The 19,692-nt window shown below is 44.4% G+C and carries 19 protein-coding genes; 8 read left to right on the forward strand and 11 right to left on the reverse strand.

Annotated elements, in window-relative coordinates:
* Positions 1-87 precede the first annotated feature (87 nt).
* The 7 genes from L5L91_RS20005 to L5L91_RS20035 all read right to left on the reverse strand — a co-directional run bounded on the left by L5L91_RS20005 (position 88) and on the right by L5L91_RS20035 (position 8,903).
* The gene (locus tag L5L91_RS20005) at positions 88-1,128 is read right to left on the reverse strand and encodes a macro domain-containing protein (RefSeq protein WP_263237498.1); all 1,041 of its coding nucleotides are present in this window, start codon (positions 1,126-1,128) and stop codon (positions 88-90) included.
* Positions 1,129-1,141: 13 nt separating this feature from the next.
* Positions 1,142-1,780 (reverse strand): DUF4433 domain-containing protein, encoded by a 639-nt coding sequence (locus L5L91_RS20010; RefSeq protein ID WP_263237499.1) that lies wholly within the window; start codon positions 1,778-1,780, stop codon positions 1,142-1,144.
* Positions 1,781-1,783: 3 nt separating this feature from the next.
* On the reverse strand, positions 1,784-2,116 hold the full coding sequence (locus L5L91_RS20015; protein WP_263237500.1) for a hypothetical protein: 333 nt from the start codon (positions 2,114-2,116) through the stop codon (positions 1,784-1,786).
* Positions 2,113-3,318, reverse strand: a complete 1,206-nt coding sequence (locus tag L5L91_RS20020; protein WP_263237502.1) for a restriction endonuclease subunit S — start codon at positions 3,316-3,318, stop codon at positions 2,113-2,115. The genes L5L91_RS20015 and L5L91_RS20020 overlap by 4 nt, the downstream gene beginning before the upstream one ends.
* A complete protein-coding gene (locus L5L91_RS20025; protein WP_263237505.1) occupies positions 3,311-4,945 on the reverse strand; it encodes a class I SAM-dependent DNA methyltransferase in 1,635 nt (544 codons plus the stop codon). Before L5L91_RS20025 ends, L5L91_RS20020 begins: the two co-directional genes overlap by 8 nt.
* Before the next feature lie 48 nt (positions 4,946-4,993).
* Positions 4,994-8,107, reverse strand: coding sequence for a type I restriction endonuclease subunit R (locus L5L91_RS20030; protein ID WP_263237506.1), 3,114 nt, complete (start codon positions 8,105-8,107; stop codon positions 4,994-4,996).
* Between the two features lie 598 nt (positions 8,108-8,705).
* Entirely contained in the window at positions 8,706-8,903 is a 198-nt protein-coding gene (locus L5L91_RS20035; RefSeq protein ID WP_037459496.1) for a helix-turn-helix transcriptional regulator, read from the reverse strand.
* Positions 8,904-9,050: 147 nt separating this feature from the next.
* Here L5L91_RS20035 and radC point away from each other — a divergent pair, with 147 nt between their 5' ends.
* The 6 genes from radC (at position 9,051) to L5L91_RS20065 (ending at position 12,562) form a co-directional block, all read left to right on the forward strand.
* Positions 9,051-9,542: a RadC family protein gene (gene radC, locus L5L91_RS20040; protein ID WP_259523216.1), complete on the forward strand. Its 492-nt coding sequence runs from the start codon at positions 9,051-9,053 to the stop codon at positions 9,540-9,542.
* Positions 9,543-9,583: 41 nt separating this feature from the next.
* Positions 9,584-9,946 (forward strand): hypothetical protein, encoded by a 363-nt coding sequence (locus L5L91_RS20045; RefSeq protein WP_259523141.1) that lies wholly within the window; start codon positions 9,584-9,586, stop codon positions 9,944-9,946.
* A gap of 124 nt (positions 9,947-10,070) precedes the next feature.
* On the forward strand, positions 10,071-10,451 hold the full coding sequence (locus tag L5L91_RS20050) for a type IV toxin-antitoxin system YeeU family antitoxin (protein ID WP_259523142.1): 381 nt from the start codon (positions 10,071-10,073) through the stop codon (positions 10,449-10,451).
* 145 nt (positions 10,452-10,596) lie between these two features.
* Positions 10,597-11,010, forward strand: coding sequence for a DUF2787 domain-containing protein (locus tag L5L91_RS20055; protein WP_198572555.1), 414 nt, complete (start codon positions 10,597-10,599; stop codon positions 11,008-11,010).
* A gap of 122 nt (positions 11,011-11,132) precedes the next feature.
* Positions 11,133-11,693, forward strand: a complete 561-nt coding sequence (locus L5L91_RS20060) for a tyrosine-type recombinase/integrase (RefSeq protein ID WP_259523143.1) — start codon at positions 11,133-11,135, stop codon at positions 11,691-11,693.
* 146 nt (positions 11,694-11,839) lie between these two features.
* Positions 11,840-12,562, forward strand: coding sequence for a lecithin retinol acyltransferase family protein (locus L5L91_RS20065; protein ID WP_263237508.1), 723 nt, complete (start codon positions 11,840-11,842; stop codon positions 12,560-12,562).
* 187 nt (positions 12,563-12,749) lie between these two features.
* Here L5L91_RS20065 and L5L91_RS20070 read toward each other — a convergent pair whose 3' ends face one another.
* From L5L91_RS20070 to L5L91_RS20080, 3 genes are all read right to left on the reverse strand, one after another.
* Entirely contained in the window at positions 12,750-13,364 is a 615-nt protein-coding gene (locus L5L91_RS20070) for a DUF1080 domain-containing protein (RefSeq protein ID WP_115016367.1), read from the reverse strand.
* A 69-nt stretch (positions 13,365-13,433) separates the two neighbouring features.
* Complete coding sequence (locus L5L91_RS20075; protein WP_115016365.1) at positions 13,434-13,757, reverse strand: c(7)-type cytochrome triheme domain-containing protein; 324 nt, start codon at positions 13,755-13,757, stop codon at positions 13,434-13,436.
* A complete protein-coding gene (locus L5L91_RS20080; RefSeq protein ID WP_263237510.1) occupies positions 13,757-15,022 on the reverse strand; it encodes an alpha-hydroxy-acid oxidizing protein in 1,266 nt (421 codons plus the stop codon). The genes L5L91_RS20075 and L5L91_RS20080 overlap by 1 nt, the downstream gene beginning before the upstream one ends.
* A 372-nt stretch (positions 15,023-15,394) precedes the next feature.
* Between L5L91_RS20080 and L5L91_RS20085 the strand changes: the two genes are divergently transcribed.
* Positions 15,395-17,350: an ATP-binding protein gene (locus L5L91_RS20085; RefSeq protein ID WP_263237511.1), complete on the forward strand. Its 1,956-nt coding sequence runs from the start codon at positions 15,395-15,397 to the stop codon at positions 17,348-17,350.
* Positions 17,340-18,680: a sigma-54-dependent transcriptional regulator gene (locus L5L91_RS20090; protein ID WP_115016359.1), complete on the forward strand. Its 1,341-nt coding sequence runs from the start codon at positions 17,340-17,342 to the stop codon at positions 18,678-18,680. Before L5L91_RS20085 ends, L5L91_RS20090 begins: the two co-directional genes overlap by 11 nt.
* An 84-nt stretch (positions 18,681-18,764) precedes the next feature.
* On the opposite strand, the gene L5L91_RS20095 is transcribed toward L5L91_RS20090, so the two are convergent.
* A complete protein-coding gene (locus L5L91_RS20095) occupies positions 18,765-19,433 on the reverse strand; it encodes an inovirus Gp2 family protein (RefSeq protein ID WP_263237512.1) in 669 nt (222 codons plus the stop codon).
* Positions 19,434-19,692 lie beyond the last annotated feature (259 nt).

Genomic DNA, 19,692 nt, shown 5'->3' on the forward strand with positions numbered 1-19,692 from the left:
TATCCCTTTCCAGTCATCTCGGCAGAAAACCTAACACATATCAGATAACAACAAAGCCTCTAAAATAGAGGCTTTGTTGTTATCAATTCAAGCTGTCAGCCAATGCTGGCTACCTAATATTTTTTCTGCGATAGAAATTTGCCGCACGGTAAACAACTGCTTTCTGGCATTCCATGAATGTATACCTTCCACTATCTGGTCGGTATTTCTTGCCTGCTCATATTTATTTAGCCAATGAACCGTCGCAAGAAGCTCCAGACCTTGTGGTGATTCAAAGCCGTCAACAAGTTGCGATACCTTTTCAAACCGTTCACGGGTGTCCGGATGCTGCACCAGAAAGTTCTGAGCTTCTTCAACTGCACCAGGTACAAGATGAAGTTCTTTGTCAGGCTTATCACCACCGTCTGCATAGCCAGATATGAAGTGTCCTTCAATAGCATTAAGTACATGACGTAGATTCTGCGCATAAGGGCCATAATGCGCCTTTTGATAGTTCAAACGTAACGGCTCTCCAGCTTCCTGCATAAAATACAAAAGCTTATGTACTTCAAGTAATGATACCGTTGGGTCAAGCAAACCTTTCAGGTAGCGCTGCATCAACTCAATTAATACGGCTCTGCCTGCCGTCATCTTCGGCACTTCTTTTTGCTTTGCTATTCTATCGTTTTGTGGAGCGCCTGATGGTTCATAAAGCAAAACTTGAACATCAACTAATGGCAGCATTGCAGTTTCGATTTTTTCACGTACCACCAGCCAATCAAGCCCACCTAAACCCGCCCCCAAGGGTGGGATAGCAATAGATTTAATGCCAAGCCTTTGAATATCTTCAACGAGAGCAAATAAACCAGACTCGATATCCTCAATTCGACTTGCACCTCGCCAATGGCGCTTTGTTGGAAAGTTAACAATAAAGCGAGGATTTGCAAGTTGCCCAGTTTCAAAGATAAACATTTTACCAGGCTGCACATTTTTACTGCTACAAGCTGCCGCGTAAGCTTTAAAGTTATCAGGCCAAGCTTTCTTAAACTGCAAAGCGATACCACGGCCCATAACACCAACACAGTTAACTGTATTTACGATTGCTTCTGTATCAGCACGTAAAATATCACCATGAGTAATTTCAATCATATTTACGGCCTCCTCAGTAATACCAATTAGGGTTAATTCGAACAGGTGGTCTGTGTCCAACTCTTTGCAACGTATTGACTACCTGCTGGTGAATGATCGGTGATTGTACAACAATTTCCTCTACTAAATGCCAAGGAAAACTATGTTCCATCAAAAATTCAGCTTGCTTGCCTTCTTTACAACCTTGCCATTGTCTTGCTCCAATCGCTTGCCAATCTAACTCATTTAGCTGAGCGAGATTATTTCTATCCTCAAAATAGTATGATCCAGCATTTGAAAGCGTAAATGCCCATCGACGCCTTTGCTGCTGAGCCCATTGAACCGTAGCGTGCAGATCTGCTTGAAGATGGATAATTGGCCCCTGGCCACCTCTATAAACTAACTCAGCACTGTCAGCCCTATGAATCACATATAACATGATCGAACGCGGGCAAAAATAAAATGGTACACATTGCCCAACATACAAATCAGGGTAACTATCCAACGTTAGCTCATTGAGACGGCGCTGTTTGATAGTGTTCATACCTATCGTAGTACCTGCGGCCTGTTGAGCAATTATCTGAGCATCACAAAGCAGCGCATTCGAAGTCAGAATGGAAGCTAAGCGATCGACATGAACAATATGATAAATTTTAGGCTGTGCAGGTACCATTTTTCACCCCATGGCCGTTACAGAATTAGCTAACCGCTTTTCGTGACCAAACGGTGTGGTATAAAAACGTTGTTCAATGCCGTAAAGCTGCTTTGACTCATCGTCATTGGATATTTTAAACTTTTGATTTTTTATCAAACCATAATTTTTGCTCACCACAAAAAACAAATAAGACACTGCGTTCGGAAGTGCTATTGTCCAATCTAAGCAAGCCACATCACTGAAAAAACGATTGAAAAAAAAGCCCAGTGTATATCCTTTTTGGACCAGAAAGATAATCACCAGTAGTAATGTGGCATTGACTGTCAGTACAACTCGAAACGCAATGTTGATCATTTTATCGTTACCTGACCGTTCATTAGCATGGGAAGCAGCCAGTCTCGGAGCTTAACCAATTTTTTATTTTCCAATAACTTGAGCTTTATCTGTTCGAATAATGGATAAGCTTTCTGATGGTAGTCCTGCAATACTTGATCTGATGGTTTCAGAATTCCGATTGTACTAAAGTCACCTTTATTCATATTTGAGAAAGTATTACCAGTCTTAGCTTTTGCTCCCTCAAAGTAACTTTTAATAGCAAAATACAGATAATATTTATTGATGTCGTTGCTACAAACTACAGAGTTAATTTGCTGATTTGTTTGTGCTGGTGTAGTCACAAAACCAACTAAACCAGGGCTAGCTATGCAAGTTACACATATACTATCTTCTGGCAAAAATTTGTTTTTCTGGGTTGCCGCACCACTGTCTGTAAGTGTTTCTTCGGTTGAAACGATATATGTATTACCTCGAATATCACCAATTGTGATAAACGGTACATTACCGCCAAAATACTCAGGATTGTCTTTCGAGGGAGTTTTTCCTGTAACAATATTGGGTTCAATAGAACCTATCGTTGAATCACCCCACTCCTCCGGTATTTCGCGTTTTAGGGTTGGGTTGTAGACCATTTTACCGCCGGTGGTTTTGTAGGGTTTGCCTTGTGGTGAGTCGTCGGGGAAGTCGAACTGTACAAACCAATAGTCGTATAGAGTTTTGGCTATGGACTCCAGCTCAGCATTGATGCGGTTATTGAGTTCGATTTTTTTGTCTAATATCGAAAGAACTTCAGCTATTTTTTTCTGAATAGAAATAGGAGGCAATGCAATAGTTTTGCTGGAGATATCAGGAATGGTAATTTGAGGCTGTCCAGAACCAGTGCCTGTTTTACGATTCTGCTTCAGGTTATAAAAAAGATAGTCTACGTCTAAGCAATCTTTTTTCGGTATTAAAGACAGTAATCTGACTACAGGGAAAAATGGTTCTTTTCTAACCGCAACGAATCCTACATTTGATCCCCTGGCTGCGACAGTCACAGCTGGTTCAAAGATTCTTGCATTATCCGTATATCCCATCAAACCATTGTTTTTTTCCGCGTTTGCAAGTACAGGTACACAGACTGATGCTTTTTTTTCAAGGCTAAATACTTTCGGCTTATCGCCTCCTGCAATAATTTCTGCGACTTCACCTAATTGATGTGTTCTAAACAGGTTACTCATACTTCAACCCCGCCAACTGTTTTTTAATCTCCGTTTCTAATTCACGAGACTGGGTAAACAGGCTATCTAGGTTGCTGGTAAAGCCCTGCATTTTTTGTGCAAATTGTTCTGGGGTAATATCCACATATTCGATTTTGACATCAAAGTACTGACCAGCACTTAGGGAATAGTTTTTAGCTTCAATCTCCTCATAACTGACCGCTACAGAGAGATCTTCAATAGTTTCTTTGGCGTTAAAGACATCAATAATCTGTTGTTCTTCTTCTGGCGTTAATACGGTTTTTTGGTTTTTGCCGTCTTTGACTTTTTCACCCAAGTTTGAGGCATCTACCAGCACTACATCGCCATCATTACTGGCGTCGATAAACAGAATGGATACGTTCGTGCCTGTGGTGGCGAAGATATTGGAAGGCATGGAAACGACACCCGCCAGCATTTTGTTTTTCACCAAATGTTCACGGATTTTTTTGTCGATACCCGATTGGGCAGTAATAAAGCCGGTTGGCACGACCACTGCCGCTTTGCCGCCCGGTTTTAGTGAAGCAATAATGTGCTGTAAAAACAGCAAATAAATCGCCATTTTATCTTTCGCTTTAGCAGGCGCTTTAGGAATACCTGCAAAAAAGCGCTCTTTATTTTCTTTACTGTCGAGTTCATCCCTAAAGTCGCTAAAATCGAGCTTAAATGGTGGGTTAGAAACAATATAGTCAAAGCGTTTTAGCGCTTTACCGTCCTTATGGTAAGGATGCAGCACAGTATTACCTTGAATCACATTGGGAATAGAGTGCACTAAGTTATTTAAGATGAGGTTTAAACGCAGCAAGTTGGATGACTTTTGCGAAATATCTTGGGTATAAATACTACAGCGGTTTTCACCAATGGCGTGGGCGACATTCATTAGCAAAGTGCCTGATCCTGCGGATGGATCGTAACAGCTGACATTACGCACAGTACCCCGCTGTGCTTTGGGCACTAAGATTTCAGCCATAATGCGTGCCACCGCATGGGGGGTAAAATACTCGGCGTATTTGCCGCCGGAGTTGCTGTTGTAGTCTTTGATCAGGTATTCAAAGATGGTGGCATAAAAGTCGAATTTTTGGGTAAAGATTCGCTCGAAGCTGAATTCCACTAGCTTATTGATAATGGCGCGGCAGAAAGCATCGCGCTTTGACTCGTCTGCAATATACTGGCTAATACGGTCGAACAGCACCACTTTCGCGCCACCATCGGTTTTTACTGCGAACACATCGTTATTGGTGATGGCGATATCGATTAAAGTGTCGTCAAACAGTTTGGCAAAGTCGGGTGCGTTTTGTTGGCTAAATAAATAGCTGATAAAGTGCTGTGGTTTTAAGCAAGCGGTATCGCCGCCCATTTGTAATTGCAGCATATCGAGGTCGCCTTCCGACATGGCCGCGAGCACTTCCTCCCACTTATCGGCTTTGGCGATGTTGTCGTCGAGCTTTTTGGCTTCAAAGGCAAATTTGTCGTTTAAAAACTTGTACAAAAAGGTTTGGGTAATGATTTTAAACTCGTTACCGTCGTTACCTAAACCATAGTTAGCACAGATGCTTTTTAAGCTATCAATCAAAGTTTTAGTTTTTTGTTGAAACTCTTGTTCTACCATTTTCGTGTTTACATCCTAATGATTGATACTGGCACGACTAACTAAGCGCTACCAAGATTGGCTACCAGTATTAAATTCTTTTAAATATTCTACGACGACCAAATGATTAATGTAGCGGGAGGCGTCAGCATCGAGCTTGATCTGCTGCTCTTTCATAAAGCGCGCAATCACCAGTGGCATCATTTGGCGTTCAAAATAGCCTTCGTTACCCAAAATCTGACTGTTATTCAGTACCTGCTCGTCTGCATCGATTTTTACGCCCGCTAAGGCGGCAAAGATTTTACGCTCTGATTCGCTAATGTCACCCTGCTTGCTTTGACGTTCTTGCAACCGCTTATGAATACGAGCGTATTTTGTATCGCCCAAGTACTTTTGCCGCAGTTGGTTGTTTTGGCGATTTAGCTCTTTAACACGATCGTAAATTTTATTCAGGGCATCGATGTTGGCAACCATTTCATCTTGAATGACTTCACTTAAGTTTTTCTTCTTAAACAGGCGCTCTAATTCTTCTTTTAAGCTAATAAACAGTGGGTCTTGCTGGTCAAAATTGCTGGCCAACGCTTCGCGAGTTTGGCGCAGGGTGCTTTTCAGCTTATCGGCCAGTACTAACTCTTCCTCGCCAATTTTGACAAACTTGAAGATCACGTCTTCCAAGGCGCGATTGAGCAAGTTGCTGGTGTCTTGACCGCTTTCTAAATCGTTCTTGAGGTTAAGTAAATCCAGATGATTGCTGGTTTCGCGGTAGAGCACATTAAGTTTGGCAAAATCTAAGTCAGCCAAACTCTCATAATCGCCTTGTAAGCGGATGAGATTATACAGGCTACGTGCATCTGCTAGAGCTTTTTTTAGTGCCAGTACAGTATCACGGTCTTGAATCTGGCTGATCTGGTTGCAAAACTCTTCCATGTTTTCGGTATCAAAGCGGAACAACACATCTTTGATGTGCTCGATTTCTTGCTTGATCTCTTCCTGAGATTTAAACAGGTGCGAGTAGTGTTCCATTTCATCGCCCAGTTCAGACTGTAACTCGTCGAAATAGGCTTTATTGGTAGCATCAAACTCTTTGCGTATATCGGCAAAATCCACGATATAGCCATAGCGGAAGTTTTTGTAAGGACGATTTACTCGCGTCAAGGCTTGCAGCAAGTTGTGTTTACGAATCACTCTGCCTAAGTAGAGCTTTTTTAATCGCTTGGCGTCAAAGCCAGTGAGCAGCATGTTATAAACGAACAATAAATCGATTTTGCCTGCTTTAAAGTCTTCTACCCAGTTTTTACGCTCTTCTTTAGTACCAATGTCGTGCAGAATAAGCGCTGCACTTTTTACCTTTTGTGCTTGTTTAATGGATTCGGCGTAAGCGACTGATGTAGGCTCTGCGACTTCTAATACTTCACTCGTTGAGTTGATATGCTTTTGAGGTAGAAGAGGTGTTTCAGCATACACAGCATTGAAAATCTCAAACATCTGTTTGGCTTGCTCTGAACTATCACAGATCACCATACCGCCAATATTAGCATCGTTTAATGCACCACGGCTTTTTTCAAAGTCGGTGACAATATAATCGAGCATTGGCTCAACAAAGCTTGGATGGGCATAGATCAATTTGCGATCGACATCACCCATTTTCACTTCGGCTTCTTCTAGCGCTTTTTGTAACTCAATTTTATATTGGGTGGAGATTTCTTCGCGGATCAAACGCAGGGTGTAACCGTCGGCAATTGAAGCGTTGTAGTAATACTTGTGAATGTAGTCGCCAAACAATGCGCGTGAGTTGTAATCATCACCCAATAGCGGTGTACCGGTTAAGCCTATTTTGATGGCGTTGGTGTCTGACTGACTTAAATTGGCTAAGAAGCTACCTTTGGGGTTGTAGCTGCGGTGCACTTCGTCCAAAAAGTACACTCGCTGTATCGCAACGTTGTAGTCTTTGGTGCTAACTACGTCGGGGTCATCTTCAAATTTTTGGATATTCACTACTGTGATTTCTGGCTTACCAGAGTGATTGTGGATGACTTGCGTCGCTTTGATATCCCGTGCAAATTCTTCCCGTGAATTGACGGTATATACCGTAAGACCACGAGCTGTAAATTCACGTAGTGCTTGTTGTAATAAGTCTAACCTATCGACGATAAAGTAAAACTTAGGGATCACTTGTTGGCGTTGAAAGTAGTCAGTTAAAAATTGCACGTTGTAAAATGTGAGTGCAGTTTTCCCACTACCCTGGGTGTGCCAAATGATGCCTTTTTTAACGCCAGTGTTGAGCTTAGCTTCAATCGCTTTGGTGGCGAACAACTGCGGGTAACGCATTATGTGCTTTTGTAAACCTTCGGACTCAGACACATACGTCAGTGCATAGCGAAGAATAAAGGCTAAGCGATCACGACTGACCAAAGAACTACAGATACGATTGGTTGGGCGTTCGGGTTGCTTGTTCGTTTGAAATTCAGGATTACTGCGGATCACTTCTAGGTTATTGTCTTTTAATACTCTTAGCTCATCTTCATCCGATATAGGCTTCAATAATGCGGTGAGATTTAACACCTCTTCTTCACGGAAGTAATTGAATACAGGCTTGTGATATGAACTGCTAGCGTAAAAGGCACCTTGTATGGGTTCTGGGTCGCCCTCATCGTACTCCATGTTATTAGAGAAAATCATAAACTGGGTGATATTGGCAAAGCGCTTAAACTTAGAGTTCTGAAAGCGTTTATTGATACGGTCTCGTTCAGCCAAAATCCCCTCTCGGTTATTCGGCTTTTTCACCTCAATAAATGCCAACGGCATACCGTTAATCAACAAAGTAATATCTGGGCGAAACTCTTCATCACCGTTCTTACAAGTCAGTTCTGTGACCACATGGAAACTGTTGTTATTGAAGTTCTCAAAATCGATAAGCTTGATATTTGAACGCTCTGAAAGGCGCTCGAAAAAGGCGCGACCTAAATCTTCGTTATCCAGTAGCAACTTAACATCGTTGAGCAGACGTCTTGCTTCGTCTTCTTCGATGCCTTGGTTTATCTTGGAAATTGCTTTTTTAAATAACTCGGGAAAGATGTTGGTATCCAGGTCCCAAGAGTGATCTTTTAGCGATAAGTACTGATAACCCAGGCGCATCAGGTGAAGTATGGTAGGGATTTTAACGCGAGAATCTTCATTGAACACTGGACAATCCTTGTTTGTAAGTAATCAGACTAGCCCAGTATAACTCCTTAATTTTACAGAGTCTTGTCTGTAACTCGATTACTGTGAACCAGTTAATTGTGTTAATTAACAGCTTTAGTTTTCTTTTGACTAGTGCAAATGCTTTCCACATAAGATAAAAATCTGTTGGGTTGTGTTAGGGAGTCTCTTTCTAATCCATAGAGATAGTCTCAACCCATTATGTTGATCATCAGGGCGACAAGACAAGCGCATGCCGGTGAGGGCGATGCGCTTGTCTATACGTCAGTTAGTGCCCTGTTTGAATAGTCTTTGCCATTCCAGTGCTTAATGCATCGTGGCTGTTAGGCAGGTCGTGTTATTGCAATAGTAACTAAGCAAGTTCTGAATTTTGTCCTTACCCTAGCTTGTTTTCGGTCGTTCCCTTGGTTTAGTTAGGTTATTTTTAGCGATTAGTCATAGGCTTACTTATAGAGGGATTCAGCCAAGAAAAAGCATTTCAATCTAGTAATGGAGGACGCTCTTAGCCTTTGAAGGCAGGAGGCGGTAAGGAATATCCTGAAGTTAATTAATGTGCCGTAAAACGGATGTTGGTATGGGCTTAAACGGTTGCACTTTGGGCATCTCGCTCCTCTATTCTTGTTAAAATCCATTCTTGCACTTCACTTTCTACCCATGCGGCAGCTCGGCTACCGAGTGACACCGGTCTGGGAAATGTTCCTTCTGCGATGTACTTGTAGATAGTGGAGCGTGCTAGACCTGTGTAATCCATAACTTTAGTAAGGCGAATTAGTTTCATGATGAGTTTCTCGGTTATTGTCTCATCACATATGTCCTTCGAGTAATTTTTAACTTTTCCAAGATTTCCAAATCTTTTCAGATATATATCACTCCTGTGCATAAGCCCATTAACGCTTTTAAGGAGCCTGATATGTTAACAAAAGTGATGTCCTCCCAATCCGTAAAGCCCCCATTGCTAAACCAACCGATCAACCATTGGCCGCAAACTGCCGAAGCGATCCTCGCCTCTGCCGCCAATATCATTGCCGAACGCTTTGTGAAGAAGGACGCTTACACCAACCCTCAAGCCACTAAGGATTTTTTAACTTACAAACTTGGAGGATATGAGCGAGAGGTGTTTGCGGTAATGCTGCTCGATTGCCAACATCAATTACTGGAATTTAAAGAGTTGTTCTTTGGCACTTTAGATGCTGCCAGTGTCTACCCCCGAGAAGTGGTTAAGGCGGTATTGGCCGTCAATGCGGCGGCGGTGATTTTTGCCCACAACCATCCATCCGGTGAATCAGAACCTTCGGCTGCAGATAAGAACATCACTAAACGGTTAACCGATGCACTGGCGCTGATTGACGTGCAGGTGCTTGACCATATTGTGGTGGGCCGTACACCGGTGTCCTTTGCTGAACGAGGCTTACTCTAGCAGCGCATTCAAGCCTGCTTCGCCAAATCAAGGAGTCCAACATGATTGAATTTACCGACAGCTTTTCGCAGGCCTGCGTTGCTGAGGCCTGCGCCGCGTTTCCAGAACTGCGTAACCGATTAGTGATTGAGTTGATTTTGCCGATGTTTGGGCGGCCACTTAATGCCATGGGTCAAGTGATTGGCAAGCCAATTGTGGCACCTAATCCAAAGCTACATAAAACCGTATTGAGTGTGTTTCACCGTGATGTGGTTGAGCACTTGCCCAAGGAGATTGCCTTCTGCCGCTATGTTTGCCCCTGTGACACTTATGGTGTGCCTATGGGTGAATGGCAACGGGTGATCAACGGCGTGTACTTTAACCATGGCAGCAATGAGCAGCCCAATTGGAGTGTGCATACCTAAGTTTCAAAACCGTTACCTAAACGTCATTTACTCCATTAGCCACTTGTATTTATCACTGCTTTAGCTCGCCAGCTAACAAGCAACCCACTCCCAAAGTGCCACCCTTTCAACCATAGAGGTTCCTATGACAACCCTAAAACTTTTCGATATTGAGCACGCCTGGGGCCTGCCCCGTAAAGTATCTCCCCGCTTTGGTGCGAGACTGATTTTACGTGGTATGCATTTGGATTATCTCAATGACAGAACAAGTTTTGTCGGTGAGTTTTCTCCTGAAGTACGCAAACGCTTCAATCACGCTTTCCCAAAATTAGTTAAACAACTTGAGCGATTAGTCGTCACCGGTGAGATAGATGCAAGAGAGCAGCACTGCGTTAGCATTGAACACGCTGGGTTTACCTGTGAGGCTGATACCTTAGGCAGCCATGGTTATTTGTATATTGCTGTCTATCAAACCGCTGACAAACCACCACCCGCATTAACACACAGCCCTTCGATAACCTTGTAACACCAAAGCGCATCCTAAATACCTCATCACGCTCCATCAGACTCATTTCACGCAATTTATACCCCACCAGCAAACACAGCAAGAGCCCAGGAGTTTTAGCTCCTAGGCTCTTGCGTGTGCGCGTAAATCAAAGAAGGAATATCCCATGAAGTTAATCATTAACCGTAACCAACTGCCATTAATGCCTAATCGTTTTTACCAAGTCATTGAAAAGGAACTGGCTGACGTCGATCCAAAAGATGCCAATGCGATCACGCTCAATTTTAGAGATCCAGATTACAGCGCCGAAGATGGTGGCTTTCATCCTGTCGAAGTCCGGCTTGAGAAACAGCAAGAGCACTGGCGTTTAGTCTACGTCACCGACTTTGCTTTTCGCGGTCATCCCTTCCCTGAACTCGTCAAAGACATCGATATCTGCTTTAACAGTAAGCAGGTCTATAGCTTGTTTAGTGGCTGGATTGGTGAGCGGGAATGCAAAGCATTAATCGATTTATTTACCCAAAACTTTGCCACTTATTTCGATATGGGCGTTTACAAGGTGAAGGTCAGTTTGGATTAAACCACTTAGCCAAATGAAGTTCCCAGAATCCTAAAACGGGAACACTCAAACCCTTGCCTCATGCGGCATTTCGCAATGCAAGTGCCCAAAAACACGCTATAGCAAAAAAGAGGAACATGACCATGCCTGAAGTTCAAGCCGTTAAAGATCAAGACACCGTTAAGCTTATCAGCTATCTGCTCGAAAGACAGTTTAGCCAGCAACTGGCCGATGTGTGGAATATCGGCCTTAATCTTGCCCTGCGGATCTCCGACTTACTCTCGATTAAGTTCAGTGATATCCAGGGCGGTCGACTTATCATTAAGGAATCCAAAACTGGCAAAATCGCCAATATCAAACTCAACCAAAAGACGCTGGAACGGATACAACGAATTGCACGCGAGCACCCTAACCATATCTACCTGTTTCAGTCCTATCGTAATCAAAGGGCTAAAAACATCAAACCCGCGCCTTTGTCACGCCGCTATATCTGCCGAGCACTGGCGATGATTGGTGAAGAACTCAAAATCGCCTTAGGCACCCACTCGATGCGCAAGACCCGAGGCTATCTGCTGTATCAACAAACCAAAGATATTGGCCGAGTAATGAAGATGCTCAGACACAGCGCCGAAGAAACTACCCTGCGGTATATCGGTATTGAGCAAGACGATATCGATAAAGACTTTGTCGAGTTAGAAATCTAACCCGCGCTTACCTCTTACAAGATAGCGCCTCCCCTTAAATCCTCACACAGCCAACTGACTATCAACGCGAACACGTACAGCCTTACCAAAGCTGCATGGCGAAATAGCGCGTCGCAATGATAGAACCTTGGCTAAGGAAAATATTCATGCAAGTACTACAACCTGGTGATCACCTCGTCACCAATATCGATCCTCTTGGCTTAACCGAACACCATGGCCTCTATATCGGCCGTGGCAATGTGATTCACTTATCTAAACAGGGCATCATCGAAGAAATCGATCTGCAGCAATTTGCGGGTGGCCATAAGATCAGAGTGAAAAAGTCCAGCTTGTTCCCCCATCAAGCTATTGAGCTAGCGCGCAGTCAACTGGGTCACAGCCCATACGGCGTTGCTACGAACAATTGTGAGCAGTTCGTCAACGAATGCTTAGAAGGGAGTAGCACCTCCAATCAGGTGAGTAATCTCACCCACATTGCGCTGCAAGGCTCTGCCAGAGTAGGCTTACTGGGAAGCACTGCGTCGAAGTTGGCCACGGGGACTGTCGCAAACGTCGTGTTAGCCTCTACCGCCGCTAAGATGACCGGTGAATACCTAGGGCTACCCGATAACGTCAACACGCTGCTAGGGACACCTGGGGATCTTGTTGCTAAACCAGCAGAATGCCTACTAAAAGGCACCACACAAACTCTAGGTGAAAGTTATGCTTGCTTAAGCCAAGGTAAGATTGCCGATGCAGGGATCAAGCTTGTCACAGGCAGTTTAGAAACTGGCTTAAACACGGTTTTGACAGCCGCTGAGGTGGGAGTTAATGGGGTAAAAGCTGGCGCTGAGCTGATATCTGATGTCAGGCATTGGTTTAGAACCTAATGTTCTTACCTAGTAATGAGCGAGTGCTAAGTTAGTTATCACACACATTTTATAAACGAAGCGGCATTTATCGCCGCTATCGTTATACTTAGCTTCATAGCCTAAAATACTCAGGCACCTAGACTCAGAACTCCTCTACTTTTAGCTCAGCTACATTAACAACATAATCCAGAACGGAGGAAACTAATCACTCTGTAGCCATGCCTAATTTCAGCGGCGTCAGTTGAATATTTTTTAACTCGATACTACCGCTTCCCTTATGTTGAAAGCCGATAAAACCTTTCTTTAATTGGCTATCTTTTAGTATCCCAGTCACTTTGCCGTTCAGCTCCACTTCAATGGTGTCACCCCTTAAGGTCAGCTTATAGTGGTTCCATTGATTGATGGTATCTTGCACATTGATAACCGCTTGACGATCGACAATTCCACCAGTGCGAAACTGGGTCTTCTTGCTCTTATCCCAAATATTGGCTTCGTAACAGGTATTAGCTTTAATTTTACTGATGTCAGCGCAGCGCATATACACACCAGCGTTAATTTCATCGCTGGGTCTAAAATCCATTTCCAGCATAAAATCACCATAATCAGCTTGAGTCACAAGGTAGCTTTCCCCTTCCCCCTTACTGATGATGACGCCGTCTTTCTCAGCCCATGAGGAGCCAGGGACCACCTCGACGAGTTTCAGATCAGTTAATCCCGATGTCACTGGCATGGTGAAGGTTTGCTCCACCGCTTGCACATTGGCCATTATACTTAAGTTTAGACTCACGCCTGCAACTAACATAATTAACGAGGTTTTCATTTAGACTCCTATTTATTTAGACCGCAAAAGGAAGCGTAATTGGCTTCCTATCTCATAGCTGCCTAATGATTAATAATGACAACTCTTACATTCACGGTCTGCAGTTTTACCATCGTGACAAGCCCAGCAGAACTTGCCGTTATTGTGGTCTTTCATAGTGAAGCTGTAACGCTGTGCCTCGAAAAGGGCTTTTTCGCTATTAGTGCTATGGCACGCCTGACAAGTATAAAAACCATTTCGAGCATGGGTTTCATAGGAGAAAACCACCGCGCCTTTACCACCACCGCCATATTGCCTGTCCTGCTCAGAGGGTGTTGCATTCACGTTCGGCAACACCAACATTGAGGCAACCACAGCGGCTAAACCGAATTGATATGCTGTGGCGATATTCATTAAACCTCCTGGATGAGAATCGATGGGTCAACGTTATTTACATCGGCAGTGCCTGTCAGCACCATGCTTGACTCAAGCTCATTTTGGAAACGTTTGAACATCATCTCAACCCCTTTAACACCGCCACCGAGGCTAGCACGCAGCATTGGCCGGCCAACTAATACAGCTTGGGCACCACAGGCTAGTGCTTTGAGCACATCTCCACCGTCACGTACCCCACTATCCACTAGGATTGGCATCTTGTAACCGCGGTCACGTACCGCTTTTACAATCGCAGGTAACACATGCATAGTGGCAGGGGTTGAGCTCAGTACGCGGCCACCGTGGTTAGAAACCACAATCGCACCACAGCCAGCTTCGGCGCACATAAGGGCTTCTTCAACCGTCATCACGCCCTTAGCCATAAAGGGGATTTTGGCGTATTTGACGATTTCCTTAAGTTTTTTTAGATCCTTTGGCTCAACGGTTTTACCCGGTAGTGCGCGAGCAGCGCGTCCAGCGGAATCGATGTCAATGGCAAAGAAAGGTGCGCCCGCATCTTGAACAATATCGATACGCTCGAAGATTTCCTGCTGAGTACGGGGTTTAATTTGTGCAACGGCGTGGCCTTTAAATTCTTTAACCACTTCTAAGCGACGCTTGAAGGTCTCCAGTGGATCGCCAATACCGTCCGCAGCCCAACCTAAACAGCCCGCGTTGGCAGCTCCTTCAATAATGCCGCGGGCATATTTTTCTTCGGTCATGACTTCGCCATCGAAGGCTAATTTGTTGGCAGCGCCCATATTGTAGGTTAAACCACCAGTAATACCGGTCAGGACCGGCATGGCTAATTTCACACCTAGTAACTCAGTTTCCATTTTGGGCTTAGTAACATTGTGCAGGCTGCGCATATTGAGGCTCATGCCTTCGAAAGCTTCGATGTTGCGCACAAAGCTTTGACGCATGCCGCCCATACCTGGAACCGACTCACCGCAGGGGCCTTTCCCATTACAGCGTCCAGCTCCAGCTAAGTCACAGGCAGCGCAGGTATCCATGATCTTACGAGCATTGCTGAGTACATCTTTTAAGTTTTTAGGTTCTTTAATGTAACCCGTGATGGCTTTTGGTGCCTCGGCCGCTTCAGCGGTTGCCGCCGCGGCGACAACCGATGCCCCCGCCGCATTAGCCGAAGATGAAACCGACAAGGAAAGCGTGCTTGCCGCAGCGGCAAGCACTGCGCCCTTGGTTAGAAATTCACGGCGATTTTGGTTTAATTTATTATCCATATAAGTATCCCCTACGTTCTTAATTTGCGACTCAATTTTCAGGAGTTATTGACGCGTTTTGCTCACGGCCTTGAATTTACAGCGCTCAATTTCCTAGGGGGTAACACTCGAAGACAAAATTTGACGATAGATCCCTTAGCCTTAAAAATTTTGAACCTTGCACGCTTGATTATGCATTTTTGCATAACGCACTAAACTCTACAGTCCAAAGTTGATTAATTTCTTTTATTTTCAGTTGAATAGATGTTTCTGCAAAAGTTCCCAAGCAAATTAAATGTGAAATCACTGGCAGAAAAAGGCCAACAAGCTGCCAATGTGGGCTGACTGCGCTTATGGTTAGATGCAATCAAACGGCAAGAGGGTGTGTATTCAGTGAGCTATTGGCAGTATTTACGGGGGATGATGTTAGGAGTAAGCCTAATCTCGGCTCAAGGATTGGCGCAGCAAGATCTTACTTTTAATGTTCATAGTAATACCCCACCGTTTGAGTGGCAGAATGAGGCTGGTGAAGAAACGGGCTTTAATATTGAATTAGCCCGTCAAATCGCCCAAAAATTGCAATATGATCTCACCATCAACCGCCAAACCCTAGAGCAGACCCTGTATTCAGTTACCCATAAGACTCGCCAATTAGCCGTGATTGATGTTCCTGCGGGAGAAATGCTCACGCTCAATACTGCGCTGCCACTTCTGCCTACCTATATCAGCGCCTATAATCGGCGCACCGATAGTAATGCCGACTCATGGTCGGCACTGACGAAAAAGCGCGTAGCCATCAAACAAGCCTCATCGGTGGATATGTATCTTAGATCAAACCCACAGGATTTTATCCAAGTGCCCGTTGTCACCAACGAGCAGGGATTTGAATTGTTATCCGCTGGTAAAGTGGATTTTGTGCTGGCCGAATTCTACTGCGCTCGCCGCTTGCTGTCACAGTTTCCGTTGACAAAAACCGCAGGTAACCCATTATTTTTCAGCCAGTTTTATTTGATTATGTCTGATAAGGACCCCATATTTACGAAGGAAGTGACTGACGTGCTAGAGCAAAACTACCACGGAGGTTACTTTGATGACTTAATCTATAAATGGGTTGGTTTCGGCAAGGAAAAAATCGAACTGGGACAAGTGCGTAAGGATTTGTTTCAAGGCGCATTATTGGCCGCCATTATCTCCAGTATTGGCTTATTGATTACTCTTTATATCAGCTTGGTGCTCAGACAGAAAACCAAATCCCTTAAACAGGAACTATGCCAAAGGAAAAAGGCAGAAGCGGAAATCAGTCGAGTCTCAGCTCAATTTCACTCTGTGCTCAACGGTCTACCCTACGGCGTGGTCCTCATAGATCAGCACCAACAGAAGATTTGGCAAAACGGTAAGTATCAATGGGTGTTAGTGCCAGAAAAGCTCAAACAAGCGCATCCGCAGGTGGTGCTAACGCAGCTTATTCAGTCAGGATTTAACGGCGAAGTTTCGCAACTAGTCGAGTTTTCCCTCGACCATAAACGCTGGAAGCTCAATTTGCACTTGATCTCAAGCAATATGGTCGCCCTCTTTATCGAAGACTATACCGAACCCTTCGAGTTAAAACAGGCAAGCGAACTCTCGTCACGCCTCGCTTCACTAGGGGAACTTACCACGGGAATTGCCCATGAAATAAATAATCCCGTGGGGCTTATCAACCAATCCATGAGTCTGATGCAGGATATTATCGACGACCTTAAGCGTGCGCTGCCGCTCTCGGATACACGGCCACAGTGGCTACAACAGGGGCTAGAGGAGCTTAATTATACAAGCCAATCGGTGCAAGAATCAGCCGAGCGCATCGGCTGCATTATCCACGATCTCAAGTACTTCTCCCGTCACGGCCTCAACAATGTTAAGCCTTTATTGCTAAACCACATTGTCGAAACCGCTCTGCGATTAACTCATAACAATGTTAAACGTTTACAGTTGCAGCTTTCGCTTCACCCAAAACTTCCCGCCATCAAAGGGGACGAGTTGCAACTCCAACTAGTGCTTATCAATCTAATCCAAAATGCCTGCCTAGCTATGGACAAACCCAATCCGCTGCTGACGATTGAAACTGGTCTCGAAGAGGGACTGATATACCTTAAGGTGGTAGATAATGGTTGCGGTATGCTGCCTCACATACAAGCACGTATTCGAGAGCCCTTCTTCACTACCCGTCGTGAGCAGGGTGGCACAGGACTTGGACTCTCAACCACCAATAAAATTCTTATTGAACACGGCGCACAATGGCTTATCCACTCACAGCCTAATATCGGAACAGAAATGAAAATACTATTAGGAATATGCAATGAAGCTTAGTCGCAATATTCTAGCTATCGATGATGAAACCCGCTGGTTACGCACTATCGATATGTTGCTTAATCGACATATTCCCGAAGCCAAGACATACACTTGTGAAAATAGCCGTCAGGCCCTAAATCTAATCAACGACTTCGATATTGCGTTGGTGTTACTTGATCTCAACATGCCAGCACTCGATGGTAGGCAACTGCTGAGGGATATTCGTGAACATGCTCCCTATGTAAGAGTAATCGTACTTACAGGACTAGATGAAACCGACATTGCGGTTGAATGCATGAAACAGGGTGCGTACGATTTTATTACCAAAACTAGTTCAACCGACCAATTACTAATGTGTATCCGCCGTGCTATGGAAGTCATTGGGCTAGAGCGGCGTTACCATCAAATTAAAGACGGTTTCTTTAACCGCATGAACCTAAGTGTATTCAATCAAATCCTCACCACAGATATCAAAATGCACGATTGCTTCAACTTCGCGGCTACTTTGCACGACAGCCACGAGCCTATTTTAATAGAAGGGGAGATCGGCACTGGTAAACATCTGTTTGCAGAATCGCTACAACAACTGGTGTGCCCAGAGTTACCCTTGTTAGAACTGTCGCTGGCAGATATGCCCGTACAAATGTTGGAGCAAAAACTATTTGGGATCGCCGATCAACCGGGTTTGCTCGATATGGCTAGCACTGGCTTTTTGCTGCTCGACAATCTAGCCTTAGCGGGCCATGAAATCCAAAGAATGCTTACCCAACTGTGTCAGCGAAAACGTTATTTTCCGCAGGGAGCCTTACGGGAAAGCGCTCTTAAGTGCCGACTGCTGTTTAGCTCCACTGTATCGCTAGAACAGCTCGAGCAACAGGCATTTTCCCAAGGACTGCTGTATTGTCTGCAGCCACAACGAATCAAACTACCACCGCTTAGGGAGCGTTCCGCCGATATCGGCCTATTATTACAGCATTTTAATGAAATAGCCTGCCAAGAGTTAGGCCGAGATTACCTTGCCACGCCCCACGATTTGGCTCGCCGATTAGAAGCTTATGCCTTCCCCGGTAATATTGCCGAATTAAAAGCGCTAACCTTTACAGCGGTAGGGATCAGTAACGGCCCTGAACTAGCCCTCGCCCCCTTTTTAACGGTGTTAAGGCAACCCAAACTGCAACACCAAAGCGAACGAATTATCTTTCCAGCAAACTTGCCCACCATTAGCGAAACCTCGCAGCAGCTGATCCATGAAGCGCTTGTTCGCACTAACAACAACCAGAGCACCGCCGCCAAACTACTTGGAATCACTCAAAGCGCCCTGAGCCGGCGCTTAAGCAAACAAGACTAACGCCAACGGAAAATAGATGCTCAATGTCCAACTAGCTGAGATGCCATATATATATATCAATATATTTTAATAATGAAGCCAGACCTATAAGCGACTATAGCCAAATGAGCGCCTTCTATCGCCATAATGCTTCGTCTCTAGCTTGGCAAAATAGCTCAAGCGGAAGAAAGCACTCGCAAAGGTTTGGGGATAATTCGGCGCGTTACGATTGATGTAATAAACTGGCGTATCCTCAGGGAAATGGACTAAATGTCGGGTACTGAAATCATCGAGCCCTAAAGCACTGGCCCAGGCTTCAACAATCTTAGTAATCAGGTTTTGACCACTTCGATTGTAATTACCGAGATGGTTATAGGCATCATTATTGAGGAAGATAGCGATATGGTAATGGTCTGTATCTGCACATGCTCGCTCCCTTGCCCAAATATAACGCAGAGTACAAGGATGCACCCGTTTACCCTCATGGCCCTTGATAAGCCTATCATGCTGGATTTTAGCACTCAGAGATTTAAAGAATTTGCTGATCACCGTTGAATCATAAACCGTTGGTGAATCGTGAAAATTGAGCTGTGGCAGATGTAAATCAAACCGCACCATGAAGGTACGAGGATGCTCATTCAGAGCTGCCTGTAAGGTCTGTAGAATTGCGTTTAAGTATTCAGCGCTTAGTGGCCTAGGATTAACATTGAGACCTTGGTATTGACCATTGCTGATGACGGTAAGGTTAGTGTTAGAGGTGTGACGTAAGTACATATTGATATCCCATATTGGTTAAGTTACATAACGTATGGGGTTTGTGTAATTTATAACTCAAAAGCCCTAAAGGGCCTGATATCACTAGCAAAAGTTCGCTCGCCAATGATGACGGCTAACTGTTCATACCGTTGAATTGGGAATTACAGCTTACTGGTGAGAGTACAAGCTTAGACATCTAAGATAGAGCTAAAGAACTATAGTATTAACAAACAGACATGCTTAACTAGATTATTGGTGGTGTATTCTTCGTATTTTT

It is taken from the genome of Shewanella sp. SM55, from assembly GCF_025654025.1.
Taxonomy (GTDB): Bacteria; Pseudomonadota; Gammaproteobacteria; order Enterobacterales; family Shewanellaceae; genus Shewanella; species Shewanella oncorhynchi.

Excerpts from the sequence above, each read along its gene's own strand:
- L5L91_RS20045 (WP_259523141.1), top strand. The coding sequence starts at position 9,584 with ATGATTGAATTTACCGACAGCTTTTCGCAGGCCTGCGTTGCTGAGGCC.
- L5L91_RS20020 (WP_263237502.1), bottom strand. The coding sequence starts at position 3,318 with ATGAGTAACCTGTTTAGAACACATCAATTAGGTGAAGTCGCAGAAATT.
- L5L91_RS20060 (WP_259523143.1), top strand. The coding sequence starts at position 11,133 with ATGCCTGAAGTTCAAGCCGTTAAAGATCAAGACACCGTTAAGCTTATC.
- L5L91_RS20090 (WP_115016359.1), top strand. The coding sequence starts at position 17,340 with ATGAAGCTTAGTCGCAATATTCTAGCTATCGATGATGAAACCCGCTGG.
- radC (WP_259523216.1), top strand. The coding sequence starts at position 9,051 with ATGTCCTCCCAATCCGTAAAGCCCCCATTGCTAAACCAACCGATCAAC.
- L5L91_RS20075 (WP_115016365.1), bottom strand. The coding sequence starts at position 13,757 with ATGAATATCGCCACAGCATATCAATTCGGTTTAGCCGCTGTGGTTGCC.
- L5L91_RS20015 (WP_263237500.1), bottom strand. The coding sequence starts at position 2,116 with ATGATCAACATTGCGTTTCGAGTTGTACTGACAGTCAATGCCACATTA.
- L5L91_RS20025 (WP_263237505.1), bottom strand. The coding sequence starts at position 4,945 with ATGGTAGAACAAGAGTTTCAACAAAAAACTAAAACTTTGATTGATAGC.
- L5L91_RS20065 (WP_263237508.1), top strand. The coding sequence starts at position 11,840 with ATGCAAGTACTACAACCTGGTGATCACCTCGTCACCAATATCGATCCT.
- L5L91_RS20050 (WP_259523142.1), top strand. The coding sequence starts at position 10,071 with ATGACAACCCTAAAACTTTTCGATATTGAGCACGCCTGGGGCCTGCCC.
- L5L91_RS20080 (WP_263237510.1), bottom strand. The coding sequence starts at position 15,022 with ATGGATAATAAATTAAACCAAAATCGCCGTGAATTTCTAACCAAGGGC.
- L5L91_RS20005 (WP_263237498.1), bottom strand. The coding sequence starts at position 1,128 with ATGATTGAAATTACTCATGGTGATATTTTACGTGCTGATACAGAAGCA.
- L5L91_RS20010 (WP_263237499.1), bottom strand. The coding sequence starts at position 1,780 with ATGGTACCTGCACAGCCTAAAATTTATCATATTGTTCATGTCGATCGC.
- L5L91_RS20070 (WP_115016367.1), bottom strand. The coding sequence starts at position 13,364 with ATGAAAACCTCGTTAATTATGTTAGTTGCAGGCGTGAGTCTAAACTTA.
- L5L91_RS20095 (WP_263237512.1), bottom strand. The coding sequence starts at position 19,433 with ATGTACTTACGTCACACCTCTAACACTAACCTTACCGTCATCAGCAAT.
- L5L91_RS20035 (WP_037459496.1), bottom strand. The coding sequence starts at position 8,903 with ATGAAACTAATTCGCCTTACTAAAGTTATGGATTACACAGGTCTAGCA.
- L5L91_RS20055 (WP_198572555.1), top strand. The coding sequence starts at position 10,597 with ATGAAGTTAATCATTAACCGTAACCAACTGCCATTAATGCCTAATCGT.